Origin of the sequence: Teretinema zuelzerae (assembly GCF_021021555.1) — a bacterium.
Taxonomy (GTDB): domain Bacteria; phylum Spirochaetota; class Spirochaetia; order Treponematales; family Treponemataceae; genus Teretinema; species Teretinema zuelzerae.
In genome coordinates this window covers 474,389-492,483 of the sequence record NZ_JAINWA010000001.1, presented here as the reverse complement: position 1 = coordinate 492,483, position 18,095 = coordinate 474,389, and the positions used below count along the sequence as shown (strand labels likewise).

At 35.3% G+C, this 18,095-nt stretch carries 12 protein-coding genes and 1 tRNA gene; 2 read left to right on the top strand and 11 right to left on the bottom strand.

The genetic code is table 11. The annotated features are described in order from the left end of the window. Positions 1-43: 43 nt before the first annotated feature. The 6 genes from K7J14_RS02235 to K7J14_RS02210 all read right to left on the bottom strand — a co-directional run bounded on the left by K7J14_RS02235 (position 44) and on the right by K7J14_RS02210 (position 10,610). Positions 44-781, bottom strand: coding sequence for a DUF1829 domain-containing protein (locus K7J14_RS02235; RefSeq protein ID WP_230752580.1), 738 nt, complete (start codon positions 779-781; stop codon positions 44-46). Beyond that, positions 778-1,245, bottom strand: coding sequence for a DUF6978 family protein (locus K7J14_RS02230; protein WP_230752578.1), 468 nt, complete (start codon positions 1,243-1,245; stop codon positions 778-780). The genes K7J14_RS02235 and K7J14_RS02230 overlap by 4 nt, the downstream gene beginning before the upstream one ends. Positions 1,246-1,370: 125 nt before the next feature. After that, entirely contained in the window at positions 1,371-2,837 is a 1,467-nt protein-coding gene (locus K7J14_RS02225; protein ID WP_230752576.1) for a radical SAM protein, read from the bottom strand. A gap of 1,125 nt (positions 2,838-3,962) precedes the next feature. Then, the gene (locus K7J14_RS02220; RefSeq protein WP_230752575.1) at positions 3,963-4,454 is read right to left on the bottom strand and encodes a hypothetical protein; all 492 of its coding nucleotides are present in this window, start codon (positions 4,452-4,454) and stop codon (positions 3,963-3,965) included. Continuing rightward, positions 4,451-9,688 carry a MuF-C-terminal domain-containing protein gene (locus tag K7J14_RS02215; protein ID WP_230752573.1) on the bottom strand — a complete coding sequence of 1,746 codons (5,238 nt, stop codon included), beginning with the start codon at positions 9,686-9,688 and terminating at the stop codon, positions 4,451-4,453. The genes K7J14_RS02220 and K7J14_RS02215 overlap by 4 nt, the downstream gene beginning before the upstream one ends. 103 nt (positions 9,689-9,791) lie before the next feature. Then, positions 9,792-10,610: an ArdC-like ssDNA-binding domain-containing protein gene (locus tag K7J14_RS02210; protein WP_230752570.1), complete on the bottom strand. Its 819-nt coding sequence runs from the start codon at positions 10,608-10,610 to the stop codon at positions 9,792-9,794. Between the two features lie 173 nt (positions 10,611-10,783). Here K7J14_RS02210 and K7J14_RS02205 point away from each other — a divergent pair, with 173 nt between their 5' ends. Continuing rightward, the gene (locus tag K7J14_RS02205; RefSeq protein ID WP_230752568.1) at positions 10,784-11,230 is read left to right on the top strand and encodes a hypothetical protein; all 447 of its coding nucleotides are present in this window, start codon (positions 10,784-10,786) and stop codon (positions 11,228-11,230) included. A 376-nt stretch (positions 11,231-11,606) separates the two neighbouring features. Then, complete coding sequence (locus K7J14_RS02200; protein WP_230752567.1) at positions 11,607-11,915, top strand: PilZ domain-containing protein; 309 nt, start codon at positions 11,607-11,609, stop codon at positions 11,913-11,915. An 854-nt stretch (positions 11,916-12,769) separates the two neighbouring features. Here K7J14_RS02200 and K7J14_RS02195 read toward each other — a convergent pair. The 5 genes from K7J14_RS02195 to K7J14_RS02175 form a co-directional block, all read right to left on the bottom strand. Continuing rightward, positions 12,770-13,618, bottom strand: a complete 849-nt coding sequence (locus K7J14_RS02195) for a hypothetical protein (RefSeq protein WP_230752564.1) — start codon at positions 13,616-13,618, stop codon at positions 12,770-12,772. Positions 13,619-13,758: 140 nt separating this feature from the next. Beyond that, complete coding sequence (locus K7J14_RS02190) at positions 13,759-14,493, bottom strand: MBL fold metallo-hydrolase (protein ID WP_230752563.1); 735 nt, start codon at positions 14,491-14,493, stop codon at positions 13,759-13,761. A 149-nt stretch (positions 14,494-14,642) separates the two neighbouring features. Then, on the bottom strand, positions 14,643-16,175 hold the full coding sequence (locus tag K7J14_RS02185; RefSeq protein WP_230752561.1) for a hypothetical protein: 1,533 nt from the start codon (positions 16,173-16,175) through the stop codon (positions 14,643-14,645). Between the two features lie 353 nt (positions 16,176-16,528). Further along, on the bottom strand, positions 16,529-17,806 hold the full coding sequence (locus K7J14_RS02180; protein WP_230752559.1) for a tyrosine-type recombinase/integrase: 1,278 nt from the start codon (positions 17,804-17,806) through the stop codon (positions 16,529-16,531). Between the two features lie 156 nt (positions 17,807-17,962). Beyond that, positions 17,963-18,035, bottom strand: a tRNA-Lys gene (locus tag K7J14_RS02175). Positions 18,036-18,095 lie beyond the last annotated feature (60 nt).

The window sequence follows — 18,095 nt, the reverse complement described above, 5'->3', positions numbered from 1 at the left end:
CAAGCAAATAAGTCAGGTTGAAGCAGTTGTTAGTTGATTTTTTTTAAGCCGATAAAATATTTAGCGCCAATTCTCGTTTTTTCCATTCAACGGGAATAACATTATATTGATTGAACGCTTTTTCCATTTTATCGCTTAAAGGTCTAAGTTTATCATTTATGAAAGTAACTAACTGTAAATCATTTCTGATATTAATATCATTCCAACTAAAAAGTAGTGATTGAACGCTTTTTGTATCTGTTGAGCCAATAACTCTGATTATTCTTTCAGGTTTCATTGGAGTTTTATCTAGTTGAAAATCAAAATAATGATCTAAACCACTTTTCCCCTTTCGCCTCACATTCTTAGAGAACGGTATGTTTTTTTCTTGAAAAAAATGTTCAACATCTTCTCTAAAATAATTTCGAATGTTCTGTTGCGAAAGAACTAAGAGATTACCAATTTCTTTTAATGCATTAATGTAATTATGCATTTGAATTCCAACACTTTCATTCCGTAAAATCATTTTAAGAGCATCATGATCATCTACAAACAACCCATTTATTTTTAAAATTGATTCAAATAAATACTGACGTGATTCAGTAAAATTAAAGCCAGAAATATTTAAATTACTCACAGTATAACCGTCATCAGTAATCACCATTGTATCTGCGCTCGTATCAATTCTAAAATGAATCAAATCATTATGAGAATCTGTAAACGGTGTGATAATTTCATTGTCATTAACAATAAAGTTATCTTTTAACCATATTTGATAATTATCTAAAAGATTATTAATCATATTGCAAATCCATATTCAAATATTGGAGGTTTTATTATTGAACTTATTTTATAAAAATAATTCAATAATTCATAATCACCATTACTAAACCGCATATCTTCTATCGGTATAGCCCAACTATCAAAAAAGTTTTCTACATAAAAGTGAATGTGTGTTCCTTTAATTAACATCCCGTTATACGGTAAAAATTGTGGAAGAGGTGGATTATCAACTATTGGATTACGATGTGCACTATTAATATCAAGACGAACAAGAATGACGGATTCTAAATTTCTTGTTTGATAGGTAATTTTTGAATTAGTACTTGGGGTATTATTAACATCTAAATTGAAATACAATTTCTTATCAAAAGATTCTATTTTTACTGATACTTTTGATCCCTTAAGTGGAAATTGCACAATGTTTTCATCAACCCTCTGCTTATCAATATTTAATTGATAATTTGCTTCATTTTGACTAATCAACTATTTCCTCCTCGCGCGCCGAAGGCGTCCAACTAACATTTGCTTAACCTGTAATTCCGGCCCGAAGGGATTGGCGTGCTTTTTACCGAGCGTAGCGACTGCAAAAAGCATGACAAAAGGAATTATCAGGTTGAAGCAGTTGTTAGATTATTTTCCATTAACATTTCTTTTTTTAAACGCGCTAAATCACAATGGTATTTACTGACTTGCATTGGATCATGCGATTTGTTCTCATTTGCATTTCGTGCCATGCAAATAGAGCAATAAATTCTATCCTCACAACCTAAACATTTTTTAAAATCCTTAATCTTCAAATTCCTCAGATAACTTATTTCCTTAGATTCATACCAAATTTGACTTAATGTTGATTTATTTAAATCACCTATGACACAATTTTGCCAACCGGCACAAGGATACACAGTTCCTTTTTCTGAAACACAGAAAGAATAGCGACAAACGCTACAAATTGCATCATCCATAGACAACGCTTTCTTCTCCTCAATATCTTTTTCTAAATCACTTCTATCAGTATAACTGATATTTTTTTGAATATTACGGATATCTTCATAATCAAGACGACAATCTAAATTATCTGTATTCGAATCATATTTTCCAAGCAAATTATGGTCGCTAGAAACATTAATATTCATTTCTCTCGCCCAATTTATTACATCTAAATAGCAGTGAACATTTTGCTTAAGAATTGGACAACTTATTTGAATATTTACATTATTATCAACAAGCTTTTTAATTGCATTTTTAGTTAAACTGCAACTCCCTTTTACTGTTGTTATTTCATCATGAACGTCTGGATCAATTGAATATAATGAAGCTTGAATACTTATGAGAGGATTTGACTTTATTTCATCCAATATTTCCTCACTAAGAACTGTTAAATTAGATAATATATTCATTGATATATTTCTTTTTTTACAGGTACTGATAATTTCTAGGAAATTGGGGTGAAGCATAGGCTCGCCACCTGTTAAAGTAAAATTTAACACCTTCATTTCTGTACTTTCTTCAACTATCCTATTAAACAAAGCTAAATCCATATGATGATTTTTGAATTCATTTGGGATATAACAGTGTATACACCTTTCATTACATACACTAGTTATCTCTATATGAATACTTCTCAATAATGGACTACTACCATAATATTTATTAAAAAAGTCTTGTGTATCTAACTGAATATTATTGTTTATACAATCTATACTGGTTTTATTTTTTTCTGAAATTACTGTTTTAAACGCATTAGTATTATTTTTTTTGCACTCATCAAATGTTTCACCTGAGACTATAAAGCCCTCACCTTCAAGTAAACTGTAAAACTCTTTTGCATCTTTATTTATCACATCATATTCAACATCAGCTATACATTTCATTATTTGGGTTACCAATTCTGACATCTCTTTTGGCTGCAATGACAAGACGCTAACAAATAAAGCTCCTGATTCTGAAAGAATTTTATCACCGACAACAAAATTATTACCAGATTTCTTTTTATAACAATAATTTCTGTTATCGGTTATATAACCGAATTTATCATAATTTCTGAACATTATATTAGATTTTATTTGATAGTACATTACACTGTCCTCCCGAATAGAATAGTGATGATGCAACTGCTTGCATCATCACTATTACCAATTTTAACGACCGCCAGGTCCAGGCGGATTGCAAGGTCGTCCGGCCGGCTTAGAGTTAGGTCTACACTCGGCCATTTGCACAGTGCTCTGTGCAACAATAACAGGTTTCTGATATGCCATTTTTTCACCTCCTTTAATTGAGTATTTAATGTTAAAAAACATTAATTTCTATTTCTTCGCCCGCCGAAGGCGTGAATCTAACATCTGTTTGGCTGTTCGCTATAAATTATGCATTTATGTAAAACAACAAGATAATATGATAAATATAAATTTATATAACAAGATTGATAGAAACTACGAATCTATCAATTCTCGTATGTAGCTTGTCAGGAGTGATAGATTCACAGTTACTTGTCGATATAGAAACTTCTTGTGTACGTGACAAGAATCAATATTATCTTGTTTTAGGACGTTAATATGGTTTTCATTAATATGTAAAAAGAACTAGTAAAGAACCACAATATATCAGTAGTTAATAAATAGTTATACCATATAATATCCTTAGATAATTTTTCTTGATGAATTCATATATTTCAAAGGTTTTTCTACTGACCAGTATAACATGATATAAAAAAATGACACTAATTTTTTTATAGGTCATTCTTTGTGTTGACTTATACCTATGTTCTTACATTTTGATCTTTGAATTTGCACTATTTTGAATATTTCTAATATCTTATTAGTCTTTTTACTGATATTCAGAAGATACGGTCTTTATTTGTTCAACTAATCAGAGTATGACCTAGTTAACAAGTGTACTTTTTTAAAATTCTTACTTCCTATAAGAAAAGTAGGGTTTAATTAAACACTGCTTTTGAAAAACCAGAATGTTTTCATCCTTGTTGATTGAGCGAATTCTATTACATGAACAACAAGGGTATCGTATTTTGACACATTGTGGGTATTATTGTAATTCTTACTTCTGTAATAGGTATTTGAGTGATATTCCGGTGGTTCGTAAGTGTTATCAACAAGAAAGGCCAGTCCCTCTGAACTGGCCTTTCTTATGATAGTACCAAAATTAAAGTTGGGGGCTCTAAGATTCACCAATTTGATGTTTATACGCTATTTTTTAGTATAAGTAAGAAGAATTGGATATTTTAACTGATTATACTCATCTCTTTCTGGTGATTCTGAGAAGTACACCTCCTTTGCTGTTATGCTATTTTTCTGCCTTAGATATGATTCATTACCAGGCAGTCTGTCTTCTAGAATAATCTCATTATCTGAGAATCCTCTTGTCATATGAAGAGTAATTTCAGTATCTGAAAATGTGTATGTACCAGAATATGAAGATATGGAGACTGTATCATCGACATATTGTAGATTAACACTTTGTTCAAAGGTTTCGTCCTCGTTTACAGTCATCACGTGCTCTACAAGTTTAATTGCGACTGGCATAAAATATGAGTTTGTATATCCAGATTTATATACATATGTGCTCATCCATGTTCCAACATACGGATTTTCTTGTGAAGAGCGACTTTGAAATTTCTTACACCCAATGATTAAGAGTGAAAGACATATGAGTAATAGTATAAGAAGTCCGTTTCTCATAATTGCAGCTCCGCATCAGTTTTACTTCGTTGTTGATTCAGACTGATTGTCTTAATCTTGATAGGTGGTACCCCTTCAACATCTTTTGCATTATAGAAGAATCGTGACTTACCATTATCAGAGATAACCAAGGGCTCTTTTACAGCCTCTTTTAGTTTTAATCCGGCCTTCAATATATCGGAAAGCTCTAAGAATCGTGGATCATGAGAATTGCTCATCCCCATAACATGCTGAGCTTTTTTTGCGGCCAAACCAACAAACTTCTCCCCTGTAACCGGGTTATATGGCTCATATCTAGATCTGCTTTCACTCACCTTTTGCCTGATTTTTTCTGCGTCACGTGCTTGTTGTCCAATTTCACTCATGGTATTTTGACAAATCACGCTCGCTTTATTCCCAAGCTCGAAAATTCTGGTATAACACTTCTCATCGTAAGATCGCTTGAGATCTTCCTCAAGGTTTTTCTGAAATGCCTCCATCGTATCTTTCGTAGTTTCGAATCGAGCGCCGAGAGATGTTGCCGCTAGATACTTACCAAGATATTTATCTGGTGTTGTATCATTACACTCGACTATAATTTCAGGATTCTTGTTCTGTTCTGGTAATTTTGGAAGTTTTTCCTGATTATATACAGAGGATTTAGGATAATAGCGATAGACATTCTGATGTTTGGTTGCAGCATCAAATGTAGTAAGATTTATCCCTACAGAACCTTTCTTAATACCTGCCCCATGCCGTTTTGCCTGTTCGTAGGTAATAAGCTCGTAGTCTTTTCCACCTGCTTCCTGTGTCATAATTTGCGCAATGATTTGATTCATTCCACGAAACGCTCTTCCTGTTTCTGCAGAACGGATTGCTTGTGGTACAAGTGTAATGGAAGCATTCTTAGCCGGTTGACCAAGGAACGGGGCGGAACTTGACTTAAGAGAATCAAGAATCCGTTCTGTGTGTAGCTGAATATACGACTTTTTAGGTTCTTCTATTGCTTCTTTGGCTTCAGACTGTTGATGGTTTCTCAGGTCTTCCTGTGTTTCGAGAAATCTCTCTCTTTCTGCGAGTGCTTTATTGAATAAGTAATTTCCTTGTTCTATACCATCGAGATTGAAGTTCTTTTTGACTAGAAAACTGTCAAGTCCGTGTATAGACGAAAGTGGCGTACCCTGTTCATGGTCTTTATCAGAAACAAATGCTGCATATAACACATCATCTGCTGATAGCACATATTCTTTTCTGGTGATAAAGCCAGATTCATCATATTCTTGCGGCCCCGCCACAACCGAAGTAATGTCTTGTAATGATTTCCCATCGGGAAACAAGGGTTCAGCAGGGTCAATACCGATGCTTGCATAAAAACGCTTTCTGTCCTGCTCATTACTTAACACAAAAGATTCCAATGAATTTGCTTCTTTTCTGTTATCTTCCATCGTTCTTCCTCCATTTCCTCTTGTATATTCTTGTTTTGATTCCTGTACAAAACCACTGTTGACAATCACCGATTTGCAAAGTATATTTAAATCGATAGAAGCATTTATGTTGCTCATACGCAATTGACGCGAAGGCAGCATGAATGCTTTTTCTTTTTCCATGTCATTGACATACAGAAGTTGTCCCCCTTCAATCCAAAATTCTATATCCCGTGTAGGTTTTCCGTAAACAGAGGTAACAAGGTTCGCCTCTATCGTTCTGTTTTCATTTTTTAGTGAGATCATAATAGGTTCGTTTTTCACATCTAACAGATCATATACGGCGATTAACGATATCGAATCTTTGGATCGGAATATTGCCCGTGGATTAGCAATCTGAGAAAATACTTCTAATACGTTTTCTTTTGTAATACTGTTATTATGCCCATGTCGTTCGGTTACGGGCAGCATTATACTCCGTGCAATTTTATCCTGGTACATCTCAATGCTCTTGTTTGGAAGTCCCAGTTTCGTAAAAACAAAAGGTGTTTGTTCGGTGATTACAATACGTTCATTCGGTTTCCCAATATCCGCTTTTGAGATATTCGCAATCGCCGTCGAAAGCCCTGGGGAAATGTCCGTTTGGAAGAGTTTCTCAGCATGTTCATGGCCTCCATGTTCTTCCTGTTCATTCGATGCCACAGACATATCCGTTGTATCTATGATGACATTCTGCTCTTCAAGAGCGAATGTTGCTTCAGTCGTCGTTCGCTCTTTCATCTCCGATTTCGTCATAAATGGAAATGAGAAAAAAGAGCTTCTGTAATGATACAGGTCAAAATCTTCTGACGTTGCCCCTGCAATATAGAAATCCATGAAGCACCCGTCTTTCATGTGCTCCTTAACCGCTGTACATAATTGGGTATCCTGAGCAAGTTCATCCGAAATAATGGGAAATGCCCATATTGCACCTGTTTGAACGCTCACAGACTGAAATTGTCGCGCCATATCATTGGAAGAAACGGTTTCAAACCATTCTTTAGAATAGTACCGAATACCACTGATACGAGCATCGGCACCGGTAAACGCTACAGGAACCCAGTCAGTACTATTCCATCTGTCACTTTCATTTATTTCTTCAGCTATATCACGTAATACCACCGGATTGTTGATTCTTTCTTGTGTAAATTCCGGCAAGCGTGTCTTCAGTAGAGGATCATGTCCTTGAGTGACAGAACGCATTGTTTCCCAGGTATTCGCTTGGTATAATCCAAAAGAGTCATGGTCAAGAATAATATGTCCGAGTAAAAGAGGCCGTCCATCTGCACCAACCAATATTGCTTCAAGGTCTTTGGTCATTGTTTCATCTTGCAACGATGGCGATACATTCCCTGAAGGATGATTATGGATAAATACAATCTTGGTATTTGTTCGTACTGCATAGTCTCTAACGTAATCTCCCAGTTCACCATTGAGTGATGTAAGAGCTACTCTTGTGGGTAAATGGCTAGAAATCGCTAACTGGTCAGTGATAACCCCATCAGGGGTGACGAAAAGCACCCGGAATGTTTCAAATCGTTTATCTCGGTAAATATGCAATGCCTGGTGAAGCTGCTCCCATCCTTCACGGGTAATTTTTCCGTCTTGACCGGTTGCCACCTGAGCGCCTTGAATATCAAAGACACCATGCTTTTTGAAATCCCTCAAGGCTGTCCATAATCCGCTTTTTGTTCCCTTGAGAATCCCCTTGGTATATTTTCTTTGTGCCGCTTTTGCTTCTCTTATGTGCTCCCGCGTTACCGTAGGATCTCCTTCGATTATTTCGGTTACACTTCCCCCTTCTTCCCGCTTTTGCGCACTATATTCTGCTGCCTTTTCAAATAATTCTAGCTGAGTAAAAGTCCCTGTCAGTAGCGAATGTTCCCTTTTGTCTTTTTTTCTCGTCTCTTCCTTCTTCTCAAGTTCCATCAACTTGAGGGTGAGTCGCATACCTTCTTTTTCTATATCTTGTAAGCGAGAGTTTAGTTGAGAATCTTTTTCACGATACGCACTAAGTTTTTCGCTTTCAGGGGTAAACTCATAACGAACGGCATTGTATCTTTCAGTAAGTTCCTTTTTCTGTCCTTCGAGGTTGCGTGCCAGTTCTTCAGCACCGCCTGATTCACTTTGCAATAATAGCTTCCTATCAATGGCTCCTATTTCTGTACTGATTCTTTTCAATTCCTGCTCGAAAAGAATTCTGCGTTCTTCATTTATTTTTTCAGTTATACTTCTTGCTTCTGTGTCGAGTCTGTTTTTTTCTACGGCCAGGTTATAGACCTCTTTTTCAAGCTCTTCAATAGTTGTTTCCTGAGGAATAGCAGGAATAGCTTTGCTCGTAGTATTTTCCAGAACAAGACCGGACTTACTCACCTCTTGCTGTTTACTTGTATAACGCTCTCTATACTGCTCTAAAAGCCTAGTAACCAAAGGTTCTATATTTTCTTTGAAAGGAAGATATTTCACACTACCGGGCTTCGCTATTTTTGCATTGATTTTGTTTATAGAGTCGAGCGAAAAGTTGTCAACCACCTCTTGGTCCCGAATATGCGTGATCTGTGCATACTCTTCTATCGCACGGGCAAAACACTCACACGTTCTGCTCCAATATGCGCCTTTTACATCTATCATCTGTCCACGGAATTCCACCGCAATTTGGTTTTCAAGAGTTCCTGGAATATCGGAAGCGTGCCATGCATTTAGTTCTTTGCCGGACAAATGATCCATAAAGTGCGCATATTCGTGAATTGCCGTCAGGCTTGCTTCGGCTTCACCTCCAGCAAAGGAAATACCGATTGCCCGATAGTACGGGGTAAAAAGACCGATATACTTTGAAGCGTGCATCTTTGTGTTTCCTGCATGGCTTACTTTTAGCCCCCATGCTTGTGAAACATCAGAGATATTTCCAAATACTGAATGAACTCGATCAAGAGCTATTTTTAGCTCCTCAATCTCCTTTTTGTATATATTCTCACCGTTCTGTCGTTTAACCCGTATGCCATACGTTTGCAGCAGGGAATCATCAAGATTTGTATCCCCATACGAGGTTTCCCGACCCTTAGTCCAGGTCGATTCCCAGTCGGCCTTCTGTAGCTCCATATCGAGTATTTTCTGGTTAACATCATCAAGGCATTCACGGTGCATTCTAAATATGCCGCCCCGATTTAACGTTCCTCCATACGCGTTATTCATGTCTTGAATGAAATAAAAGGCTTCTACCCCCATTCGTCCGCTTTTAGTGCTTTTTAAGGAAACCCTGGATGGTTTATGTTCTATATGCGGGTATCTATGGGTGTACGTGTTGCTTATTGAACGTACATCAAATCTACCAGGGATTATTGGTATATCTTTTTCTCTTATTGCAGGGTATTCATTTATTCCTTCTTTTAATGCTTTTACACGTGACTCTTCGTTTTGCTTTGCGACTGCTAAAAAGGCGGCACGGTCAAACTCAAGATGATAATTTACCAAGGCGGCATATACATCAAGCGAGACTTTATAGATACGTGGATTTTGGAGTTTCCCATTCTCATCACGCCGTAATTCATCGGATTCACGAAGTAAATACACATTATCACGTACCTTGTACGCAGGAATGTCATAGTTGGTATTTCTTCGTATGTGTACTGGTGGAAGATAGGAAGGGTATTCTTCTTCCAGTATTGTTTTCCGGTTTGCAAGGTAAACTTTATCCGGTTCTACTCCCGTGTAATCAATAAAACCATCAGCTCCGACTGAAGGGGTGAAGGTATAGGTATCGCGGGTTGCTTCTCTAAAGTCAGAATCGCTCATTGTATTTTTGCTCCATCGAACAGTTGTTAAAAGAATGCTTGCTCAGGTGAGATAAAAAATAATTAGCTTCATGTGAAGCTAATTATTTAAATTGTGACATTTCTTACAGTGAAAGCCCTTGTTGATGTTCTTGTTGTCTAGTTCGTGCGACTGTTCGCACTTTATCATTTTCAAGATTCATTCCTCGGGAGATAAAACGATCTTTTGCAACCTCTGCGTGATATAAGGTTGTAAGAAGTGTAGCTCCGTGTGTTTTAATTGAAGCATCTTTCATGGCAAGTAGTGGAGCCTGTGGAATAAAATTGCCTTTGAATTCTTGAGTCATGCGATAACGTGAAAGTTCTTGAGCGATAAGCCGTGACTTATCATCCGTTGTTTTCTGTTCTGCTGTACTACTTACTTTATCAAGTATTTCGGGAAACCGATTTGTCTTGGTATTCTCTACAACTGTTTTAATCTTTTCTTGAACCAGTGCTCGATCAAGTGTTAAGCCTGATTCTCGTAGCATCGAACACTCTTTCAGTTGTTCAATATTGTACATGTAGTAGTATTTCTGCTTCGGATGCTTTTCGTCGAATGCTTTTCCAGTTGATGGATGTACGTCGGTTATATGAGCATAGCGGTTCACATAGGCAATGGGAGTTGGTTCCATTCCTGGGCGAACTCGTAATCTGAAATTATTTACTTCGCTTTCTGATAACCATCTGGATTCTTTGAATCCTTGCTCAGCAGCACTCATTTCAAGCATGAGTGCATTAACGCCTTTAAATATAACTCCGGAAGTTGGATTGTACGCTATATCACGTTCAATCTTTCCTTCTTTGAGCCATGGTGCTTTTCCGGTTAATGTAAGGTTTTGATAAGTTCGTTCAAACTTTTTATAAAAAAGTTCGTCAGTGATCTGCCGTTCTCTGATACTCATAGACACCTCTCTGATGAGGAAATCAATCAATGCTCACGAATAATGATTCGTAAGAAAAATCGAGTGATTGATTCTGTCGTTGAGTTCAGCTTGTAGTTAGTATAACAACAACCTCTTGTATGCGTCAATGTCATTGTATTGCACTTTTTCTTATTCGCTGTATAGTGATTTATATGAAGAATAGAATTCTGAGTGTTGAGATATTGAATACACCTCATTTTTATACTCTCTATGCTGATGGTCATGAGGACACCATGATTGAAAAACCAAACGGTGTTGAATTACTCTATCCCCCTCATGCTGTGTTATTCCTGTATTACACTTTCCCTGCCCATCGAAGAGTATATTGTGTAAGAAATACTGAAACTGGGATAAGCTCATTACCTGGCTTGTCCTTACCTGTAACAATTCTATTTAAGCAGTTCGCCTCTCGGGTTGATAAAACAAAACGCGCAGTCTCATATCTTCGGGAACACTATCCTGATTATACATATTCATTATCTGATTTATTTTATACACGGCTTGGAATACTCTTGCTCGCAAAAGGCAAGATCTCGTATGAAGCGGTTGATTCATTACTTCAAAGGAGTCTTTCACATGGATGTTCTACTAACACCTGATGTCATCTCCCATCTTGGTATCACCAGTTCATCAATACATACTGCGAATATGATATTGCCCTCGGTTCTATTTGCTTTCTCGAAAAAACACATTTCGTTTATTTCAAATGAAAAAAATGTTCAGTTCATCAATCCAATATATCTGAAAATTAGAACTCGTTACGATTCGTTTTTAATTCCAATATCGTATGAGTCAATAATGCAAACCAAAACAAAACATTGAATACTAACATTTTTATATTCCCCAGAAAAATTACCGACTCCGTTACATGAACTTTGGGTAGCCCTTCTTGATATTTCACAGGTACAACAGCTGCGAGCTGATGTACGTATTAGTGCGTCTAAAGAAAATATTGATGCGCTACGCATAAAGCCGATGGATAACGAAGTGTGGCTTCATGGAGAAAAAATAGATTGCTCTATTCAAAATATTTCTTTCTCAGGTGCACGATTATTATGCCTTGATAATGAGCTGATTGATGGAGACGATAAGCTGGTTATAAAAATTCAGTTTTCGTCTCCCAGTGAAATTGCTTCTCTCCGAGCTGTCGTATTAAGAAAGCAAGTACTCGATATTACAGGAATTCCTTGTAATGATATTGCAGTTCGTTTTCTTGAGCCAGTTGATTTAGTCCTGCGTTCACGTCTTACCGATTACTTCCAAAAACAATCTATCATAAATTAGCTTTACATGAAGCTAATTCTCTCAAGCCATAAATTAGCTTCACATGAAGCTAATTAGCTGATACCGATTAAGCCCTGAACACTCTGGTTCAGGGCTTTTTTTTGTTGATTTAGCATTATTCTGTCTGGTTTTCTGCTTGTAATACACTTAAATTTATATATGGTATAGAGTTATATATCTTCTGTAATACAGGATAAGAAATGTAATACAAATAAATGTATGTTCTATAACGAAATAAACCACTCTGTAATACACCCTTTATCTTGCCCTGTATGCGGGCCAGTAGGATATCAGTGTCAATTACAACTCTTCCTCTTTGTAGAGAATTAGCTTCATGTGAAGCTAATTAAAAACTGTGATGAAATAGTATGCTCTTGCGGAATAAGCTTCATGTGAAGCTAATTGTTTATCCTTCGTTATTAGCTCGCTTCTTGTTCTTTCGATACTATCCACATGAGGGAGGCCATTAAAGAGCTGGACGATTATGGATAGTATCGTGTCGCGATTGCTTTTAAAATAGATTTGATAAGCAGCAGGGCAACAGGTGTTTTAAACACCTGTTGCTATTCCAAGTTAGATATAAACTAAATATTCAGTGTGTTTCTTCAGCTAATTTTCAATACTCTTCAAATAGAAATGCTACTTGCTCATAATCATCAGTAAAAAACCTACCATATATTTTTTCAACTAGTCGCTCAAGTTTAGTATGTACTTTTACTGACGCAGGGGCATTATCAGTCAAGATAGTTTACGCCTCCTAGTGGCGTAAACTATCTTGACTGATAATGGGTTTGTGCCGAGCGAAGTGACCAGCACAAACCATGACAACAGGAATTGACAGGTTGAAGCAGTTGTTAGAGATTTCTTTTTATAACAACAGTATCTAGATTTCTATCATTCATATTTTCATAATATGCTACTGAATAATAGCTTTTATTAATGCTATTTTCTATTTGCTTTATTGATGGTGTATATATAAATAATCCATTTATTTGAAGTGATCTTAATATCTCTGCATATTTGTCTTTATACTTTTCTAGATTTATATCTTCATTTATTAAACTACGGCGAAAATGATTAGAAAAAGACATGTGAGCTATAACTGTACCCCATTTATTTGGTTCAAATTTATAATCAAACCAATTGGTGCATGCAATATAATTATTATCAGAAATATATTGATCAATACCAAATATATCTTTATAACCAGCATGTTCTAAATACTTTAATAATTCATAATCTTTTCCACAACCAATATCCATAACTGGTTCCAGCAATCTGAATTGGTTTAGCCTTAATAAAGTATATTGAAAAGAACCGGAATATTCGGAACAAGGAATATACAGTTGGTTATCGCATTTGTGATACTCATTTTCAGATAATGCTTTTAATAACTGTTCTCTATGGTTAATCACTATTGATTCAATTAATTCATTATCGTAGTTGTCTGTACTTATTTGTTTTAACTTTTTAACAAGGTTTATATAAATATCATTAATTCGGTTTATTGTTTCATTTGAGAGAGATATGTATTGATTGTTTTGAATACACTCAGAAACAAAATAATTATATATTGAACCAGAAAAACTTTGTATTTTCTCATTTGTATTAATTTGATGATATAAATATAAATTATTTTTAATCAGTTTAATAATATTAAGCTTTGTATGTTCGTCTTGTAAATACTCAATAACGCCGTTCATATTTATTCCTTTTCTCGCCGCGCCGAAGGCGTCGCTCTAACATTTAGTTAACCTGCAATTCCGGCCCGTAGGGATTGGCGTGAAACTTGCCGAGCGTAGCGACCAGCAAGTTTCATGACAAAAGGAATTGTCAGGTTGAACTAGTTGTTAGGCAAATTCTTCAATAATTCATTTAAGCTATTTGTCACATTTCCAATGAATTGATTACCGTGATAACAAATTACTTTACTAACATTTATATTGATTATTTTCATGATACTTTTTACAGTCTCATTCATATCAAGAGTAAATTGTCGATTTGCAATTATCAATTTATTATCTTCGATTGCTAAGGCATCCCCTACAAAGAGAATTTTTTCTTCTTCTAAATATAGCGATATATGACCGGGAGTATGCCCAAATGTATTTATTACTTTTAAGCCAGTACAAATACTTTCATTATCATTTATTACCTTATCCACTGGTACAGTATCAATTGTTTTCAAATAAGCAACAAACTGTTCTCCAAATATTTTTTCATTATCATTTAACGTTTTATTATATTCTTCTGCTTGAAGCAATCGCAATGATTTATTCTTTCCACAAATATAACTTGCCTCAATTTCATTAGCCCATATTTGAATATTTTTATTAATAGATATTAAATCATTTAATGAACCAATATGGTCATGATCATGATGTGATATTACTATCACAGCTAAATCTTTTATAGAAAACCCTAATCTTGAGAATTCAGATTCAAAGTCTTTTATTTGGTTTGGATAACCAGCATCAAATAAAACTAAGCCAATACCTGTTTCAAACAATATTGGGTTAATAACTGATTTAGTATGACCAAGATCTTTTACAAGCGTTAAAACATGATACTTTACCAAGAAAATCTCCTATTCTTATCTGCGCCCGCAGGGTCTGCCTAACATTTGCTTAACCTGTAATTCCGGCCCGAAGGGATTGGCGTGAAAATTGCCGAGCGAAGCGACTTGCAATTTTCATGACAAAAGGAATTATCAGGTTGAAGCAGTTGTTAGATTTTTTTCTTGTTCCGTATTATCAAATGATAAGCAATAAAAACACTCACTAAGATTGCAGAAAAACTAATTCCCCACATTAACAAGTTCTCCAGATAGCAATTATTAATTGCTGGTAAACCTAAATATTTATACAATGGTGTTATTAGGTCATTTGAAAGAGCTCCTGTTGAAATTATTCCAAAAATGAAAGTAATTACATAACTAAAGACAGTGATTTGTTTGTTTTTGGCAAAATCAATTTCGCTTTTTTTAAGCTCAAGTAAGTTTAAAGCATTATTTGCTTTTTCCTCTATACGTAAAACGCTTTTTGCATATGAAATCATATCTTCAATCTCACCATATTTTGAAATATGCATTAAATCATTTTCTAATAAATAATGACTTGTTTGATGATAAAGCAACTGATCATAACTCATGCAATTATTTATATAATTAAATGACTGTTCATACAGCATATTGATATAATCCAAAAAACGATCTGTTACTTCAGAATGGTATACACAATGATTAAAATTTGGATCAAATGAAGTTGTCTCATTCTTTATGCCATCCTTACTCCAAACAGTCAGAGTTAAATTTGATGCATAAAACCTAGCAAAATCATTGAATTTTCTTAAGTTCTTCAATTCATAAGTTTCAATATAATCTTCATATGATCTACTAATATCTAGTAATATTTTTTTTAGTTCCTTTGAATTCATTTCAACACATTCGCTCGCTAACTTTTTTTGATTTGTGTATTTCAATAAATGAATGTGTGGCTTATGAATCCATATATTTCCAATTTCAAGACTACTTTTCTTTAATACATGATTCATCAATGTTATTATTATTTCAAACATTGTTGTGGCAATAGTGGTTAGTGTACGATGTTTTTCTCCAACAATAAACTCAAAAAGTTCAAACTTAAATTCACCACTATCTTCAATTATCTCCGAACATTCTCCAGTCCAATTAATTATATTTCGTGATAATTTTGATAGTTGTTTGCTTGTATAACATTTCGAATAAACTTTTCGAGAAAAATCAACGCAATTGTCTATATAGTCATCTATACCATAACTCTTATTATAAATACCTCTAAATTCAAGAATCAAAATTCCTGTAGGATATACTGTGATAAATGGATACAATATTTTATCATCGTGTTCAAATAATAAAACAGCTTCTCCTACTGAAAACCGAATATAACTATTATCTACATATTTACCATCGTAATTTAATAATTTCCGTTCGAAAAATGAGTTTATACAGTTTTGATATAAAACTTCCTTTGTAAAATCATTTTCTGGCCAATCTTTTATTGAAAATGAACCTCGTGTCATTTCTGGGTTGTATTCTGTATCAATCTCTTTTTCTATGACTTTATCACCAGATAATATTCTGTAATTTCCTTCGTTTGTGTATATACAATCTGTAATGTTAGTTCGTAGTAATATTTCAGAAATAATACTTAATGGGACAAGTTGATTACCGGAAAAGTATGTTGAATATGTATACCATATTTCAGAATAGTTTATATTCATCTTTCCTCCGCCCGAAGGGTCAATCTAACATTAGTTTATACTGAACAACTTAAGTATTTTACATCCAGTGGAGATATTATTCAATTTCTTAATTTTCACCACTTATACTTCATTATCAAGCTTTTGTTTCACGATACTCTCGCATTACCTCATCATACCCGCTCCAGACTACATAATCACACTGATCACAGATCAAGTGTTTGTCTATATCCTCTGCTGAGGTAAGTGTTCCTCTTTTACATTTAGGACAGCGCATTTCTTGTTTGCATGCTTGGAGCATAAATTGACCTTGGGAATAATTCATTTAGCCTCCTGATTGTTTCCTTTGTCGACAACATCAGGGAGCTAAATAACTATAAATCGATAATTTTACCTAATATTGGTTCAAAAACACTCTTTTGAGCCTCCTTTAACTCATTAATATCTTCCAAACGAGTGTGATTTGCATAATGTTGAAGCATTGCGTTAGTCTTATGGCCTGTGGCCATTTGGAGTACTTTATCCTGTACTTTGCCATGCATATATGTAGCAAAAAAGTGTCTCCAGGCATGGAAAGTAACCCATGAGGGGTCATTAATGCCTATTTCTTTACAAACTTCTCGAAGGTCTGCAAGCCATATTTTTGATTCACATGGTTTATTAGGGATAGAAGCCCAAAACACATACCCCTCGAGGCCTTCCTCATAAGGATTTGAATTGGCTTGGTCAATAATTGCACCCATAAGCTCTGGGAAAACAATTTCCGCAATTCTGTTTTCATTATTCTTTGTTGTTTTCAAACCATCATCAAAATTCCATGAGTGGCGTATGTATAAACATGATTTTCCTAAATCCTGTTTTCTAAGCCCTTGAATCTCTCCTGCTCGCATTCCTGTGCACATCGCAAGGAGATTGGCAAGTTTTGATGTTGGATTTTTCCATGGACGTTGGAATACAGCAGCTGCTAGTTCTGGTGTTAGAATTTCTCTCTTATTATTTTCTCCACTAAAAAACATCAATCCCTGTGTAATATCATGTGGTAGATATCCGTTTCTTGCTGCCCATCGTAATGCTAATGTTCCGGCCTTAATCATTGCATTCTTTCCTGGCGATGTTGAAGGGGTAGGGGAGAGTCCCATCCAGTCTATAAACTTATTTATATCATCTCGGGTTAAGGATCCAAGTTTAACATCCTTAAAGAAAGGCTTCCAATAGTTCTTTATAGCTCCATATTGTTTCGTGATATATCGTTTGTGGATTCCATGTTGTTTTCTGAGTTTTTCTTTAATATACGGTGATGTCTCAGCTGTCCAAAAATTCTCAAGAAAAGCGATCAATGGTATATCGCTTTTGTCTTCTTTTAAAACAGCAGAAACAACTAAGCCCTTAATTTGTAGGAGTTCAACAATTTGCTTTGTGTCATCAATTGTTAATTCAGAGAATTTGATTGCATCAAGGAGGTTCTTGGTGGAAAGTTTTTTATTATCATTATCAGAATCAGATACAAGCCATTGATAGGCTATTTTTTCAGCTTGTTTTCGATCAGAAGTCCCAGTACATCTTTTTGTACCATATTTGCCAGTTAGAGGGTTTTTGAAGCTGACATAATAGTTAGGAAGATCACCACGTTTGGTTAAAATAAAACCGGACATAATACCAATCACTTTTGTTATGTGTGAACAGCACCCTAGTGGGGCGTTGCTCTGGAACGCGCTTATTGCACATTCATTGCACATAAGAAGAATTATCAGTATTACGCCCGGTTTGCGGGTGGTAATAAATCCTTATAACATAAGGATTAAAGTGTTTGAGCCACGATGGATTCGAACCATCGACCCACGCCTTAAAAGGGCGTTGCTCTACCTACTGAGCTAGTGGCCCAAATCATTTGATGTAAAGGAGATTACAGGAATTCCCGTAAAGTGTCAAGCGACAGGCGAA